The organism is Geminicoccus flavidas, assembly GCF_009806515.1.
GTDB lineage: Bacteria > Pseudomonadota > Alphaproteobacteria > Geminicoccales > Geminicoccaceae > Geminicoccus > Geminicoccus flavidus.
Map to the genome: position 1 here is coordinate 1 of NZ_WUJP01000417.1, position 3,595 is coordinate 3,595.

Consider the following 3,595-nt stretch of genomic DNA (forward strand, 5'->3'; position numbering starts at 1 on the left):
TGAACCTGCAAGGAGGAAGCGACAGGGGCGGACAGGCTGCTGTGTCCGCCCCCTCCTGGTGGCGGTCGATCAGGGTGCCGGCACGGTCTCCGGGCGGCGCCAGCCGACGAACGAGGTCTTGCCGCCGTTCAGCGCGATCACGGCCGCGGCCTTGTTCGGCATATGGCCTTCGTCGGCGGTGGTGTAGTCGAGCTCGCCGGTGAGCAGCTTGAACTGGCCCTCCTCCAGCGCCTGGGCGACCGCCGCACCATCGGTCGAGCCAGCGGCCTTCACCGCCTCCGCCAGCAGCATCACCGCGTCATAGCCCGTGGCGACGAACGAGGTGTCCGGCTCCTGGCCGTACATTTCCTTATAGAGCTTGAGGAAGTGCTGCATCTCCGGCCCGGCGTCCGGCCCGGCCCAGGTATGGGTCACGAAATACACGTCGTTGCCGAACTTCTCGCCGAGCGCCTGGTGCAGCGCCGGATCGTCATAGGCGTCGCCGCCCAGCACCGGCGCGTCATAGCCGACCTCGCGCAGTGCCCGGATGATGGTGCCAATGTCGGTGCCGTAGGAGGACAGGAAGATGACGTCCGGCTTCTCCGGCAGCGCCTGGAGGCGCGCGAGCTGCGCGGAGAAGTCGTTGTCGCCGTTGTTGTAGCTGTCCTCCAGCAGGATCTCGCCGCCGCCCGCCTTGAACTGCTCGATGAAATATTTGGGCAGCGACTTGGTGTAGGCGATGAACTGGTCGGTGACGACGTAGGCCTTCTTCCAGCCCTTCTCCAGCGCGAAGTCCGCCGCGGTGGCGCCCATGGTGGTGTTCCACATGGACAGGGTGAACTGCTTGTCGCCCAGCGACCAGGAGCTGTAGAGCGGGTCGGACGCGCAGGTGGAGAGGCCGACCAGATCGGCGGCCTGCGCCTCGCGGCTGGCCGGGCTGCCGAAGTCGAAATCGCAGGGCGCCAGGATCAGCTGGGCGCCGTCGTCGATCAGCTGCACGGTCGCATTGCCGACCGTCACTGGGTCGGACTTGCCGTCGATGGTGACGAGCTTGACCGGCTCGCCCAGGAGGCCGCCCGCGTCGTTCAGTTCCTTGATCGCGACCTGCGCGCCGCGAAAGCCCGGCTCGTCCATGGGGGCCTGGATGCCCGTCAGGTTGAGCGCCGCCCCGATCACGATTTCGGCCTTGGCCGGCACCGCCGCCAGGCAGGCGATCGCCGCCCCGGCCAGCAACATTTGCGACAACCTGTTCATCCGCCCTCTCCCATCGTCAGCCATGCAGCCGTCCGCGCGTGACGGCTCCTCCCTTCAAGAATCGAGCCAAACATGTTGGACCCGCTCAGGGCGCCCCGTCCATGTCGGCGAGGAACTCGGTGAAGATCCGGTCGAATTCCTGCGGCCGGTCCCAGAACGGCGCATGGCCCGACTCTGCGATCTCGATGGCCTCCCCCCGCCAGAGATGGCCGAACTGGACGCCCCGGATAAAGCGCAGGTTCACGAACGGCTCGTCGATGCCGTTGACCACCGCGATCGGCAGCTTCGCCTTTGCCACGATCTCGCGCTGGTTCTCGCCGGTACCGGCCGCGAACTTCTCGAACATCAGGCGCCTGGCGCGCCCGTCGGTGCGGGCCACCACGTCACGCAGGAACGGCTCGAACGGCAGGCCGCAGGTGCTGCGCGCGTAGTTCTCGACATCCTCCGGGCCGAACTGCTCCTGCCCTGCCAGATGCATGTGCGGGCTGGGCCGGAAGCCCTCGGCCACCTCGCCGGGCGCCACCGGCGGCGTGCCGGTGATCATCAGGCCGACCATGCCCGGGACCCGCGCGATCATCTCCAGCCCGATATGGCCGCCCAGCGACCAGCCGAACACGATGACCCGCCCGATGCCCTTGAGCCGCAGCAGCTCGGCCATGGCATCGGCATAGCCTTCCATGGAGTAGGTCCGCTCCGGATCCAGCGCATTGGCGGACTGGCCGTGGCCCGGCAGGTCGGGGGCGATCAGCCGCCAGCGCTGGCCGATCGGCCCCTGCAACTGGTTGCGGAACACGGCACCTGAGCTGGAATTGCCGTGGATCATCAGCACAGGCGTGCCGGTCCCGACACTTTCCCGCACCTTCAGCTCGCCATGGCTCGTGCTGACCGAGCTCTCCTTGATGGACATCCTGTCTCCTGAAGGCGACCCTCGGCACGCCGCCCATCTCCTGACGACGACCTTCAGGTCGCCGGGCGGAACCGATCCGGAACGATGAAATGATCTTTTCAAGGTTTGCGCAACCTGCCTAGCTTGTCGACACATTGACTTTTCTGGTGCCCCTTTGGGGAGCAGGCGCCGGACCGCCAGGCTCTGCCCATCCCGGCAGGCTGTGGTGGCCCTTGGCTTGCTCGCGTCCGGCCTGGGGCCTGTCGTCCATCCACGGCCTGGGACCGCATCGCTCCAGCACTTCGACATAAGGAAACCGAGGCATGTCGCGCAAAGCCACCCTGTTCCGCTCGATTTCGCGCATCCTGACAATGACCGCGACGGCCCTCGCTCTCGGGGGCGGCCTCACCGGCCAGGCCCTGGCCGACACGGTCAAGATCGGGCTGCTGGCCCCGCTCACCGGCCCGGCCAGCGCGGACGGCCAGGAGTACCAGCGCGGCGCCCAGCTCGCGATCGACGAGATCAACGCGGCGGGCGGCATCGACGGCCACACGTTTGAGCTGGTGGTGGGCGACGTGAAGGACCAGTCGGCCGGCAACGTCACTAGTGCCGTGGAGCGGCTGCTGGGCGACCCGGACGTGCATTTCATGCTGACCGGCTATGCCAGCCTGACCAATTTCGAGATCGACAACATGGCCGAGGCGGAGATGCCCTATGTGCTCGCCGCCACCTCGCAGCAGACCCGGGACATCATCGCGCCGAGCCCCGACGACTATATGTGCTGCTGGTCCTGGACGCCGTCCTTCGACGCCTACAACACCGACGTGACCAGCTTCGTCGAGAAGCTGGCGGCCGATGGCAAGATCGAGCTGCCGACCAAGAAGGTCGCGATCATCTCGTCGGACAACGCCTATTCCAAGACGATTTCCGAGGGGATGAAGAAGACCTTCGCCGACCATGGCTGGACGATCACCGTCGACGAGATCGTGCCGTTCGGTGAGGTCACCGACTGGCGCTCCATCCTCGCCCAGGTCCGCCAGGACGTGCCGGACCTGGTCATCAACACCGACTACCTGCCCGGCAATTCCGCCTCCTTCCTCAACCAGTTCCTGGAGCAGCCGACGAAGAGCCTGGTCTTCCTGCAATATGCGCCGAGCGTACCGGAATTCGTCCAGCTCACCGGCGAGAAGTCGGACGGGGTGATCTACAACCTGCTGGGCGGCCCGCTGGTCTCGCCCAAGAACCCGCGCGCCGAGGAAGTCGGCAAGAAGTTCAAGGATGCCTATGGCGTCGAGAGCGGCACCTATGGCGTGGCGCTCTACGAGATCGTCCACGTCTACGCCGACGCGCTCAAGAAGGTCGGCGATCCCAACGACCATGCCGGAATCATGCAGGCACTCAGCGAAACCGACAAGCAGACCGTCGCCGGCCGCCTGAAGTTCGACCCGGCCACCCACCTGGCCATGCAGGGCGACG

The 3,595-nt window shown here is 66.5% G+C and carries 3 protein-coding genes; 1 reads left to right on the forward strand and 2 read right to left on the reverse strand.

The features are described from left to right. Nucleotides 1–69 precede the first annotated feature (69 nt). Together EQG76_RS11800 and EQG76_RS11805 are read right to left on the reverse strand one after the other, a co-directional pair. Nucleotides 70–1,233, reverse strand: coding sequence for an ABC transporter substrate-binding protein (locus EQG76_RS11800; RefSeq protein WP_159713576.1), 1,164 nt, complete (start codon nt 1,231–1,233; stop codon nt 70–72). Nucleotides 1,234–1,318: 85 nt separating this feature from the next. Then, complete coding sequence (locus EQG76_RS11805) at nt 1,319–2,140, reverse strand: alpha/beta fold hydrolase (RefSeq protein ID WP_159713578.1); 822 nt, start codon at nt 2,138–2,140, stop codon at nt 1,319–1,321. A 302-nt stretch (nt 2,141–2,442) separates the two neighbouring features. On the opposite strand from EQG76_RS11805, the gene EQG76_RS11810 reads away from it, so the two are divergent. Next, nucleotides 2,443–3,595 (forward strand): ABC transporter substrate-binding protein (locus tag EQG76_RS11810; RefSeq protein ID WP_200840757.1); only part of this gene is annotated, 1,153 nt, incomplete at its 3' end.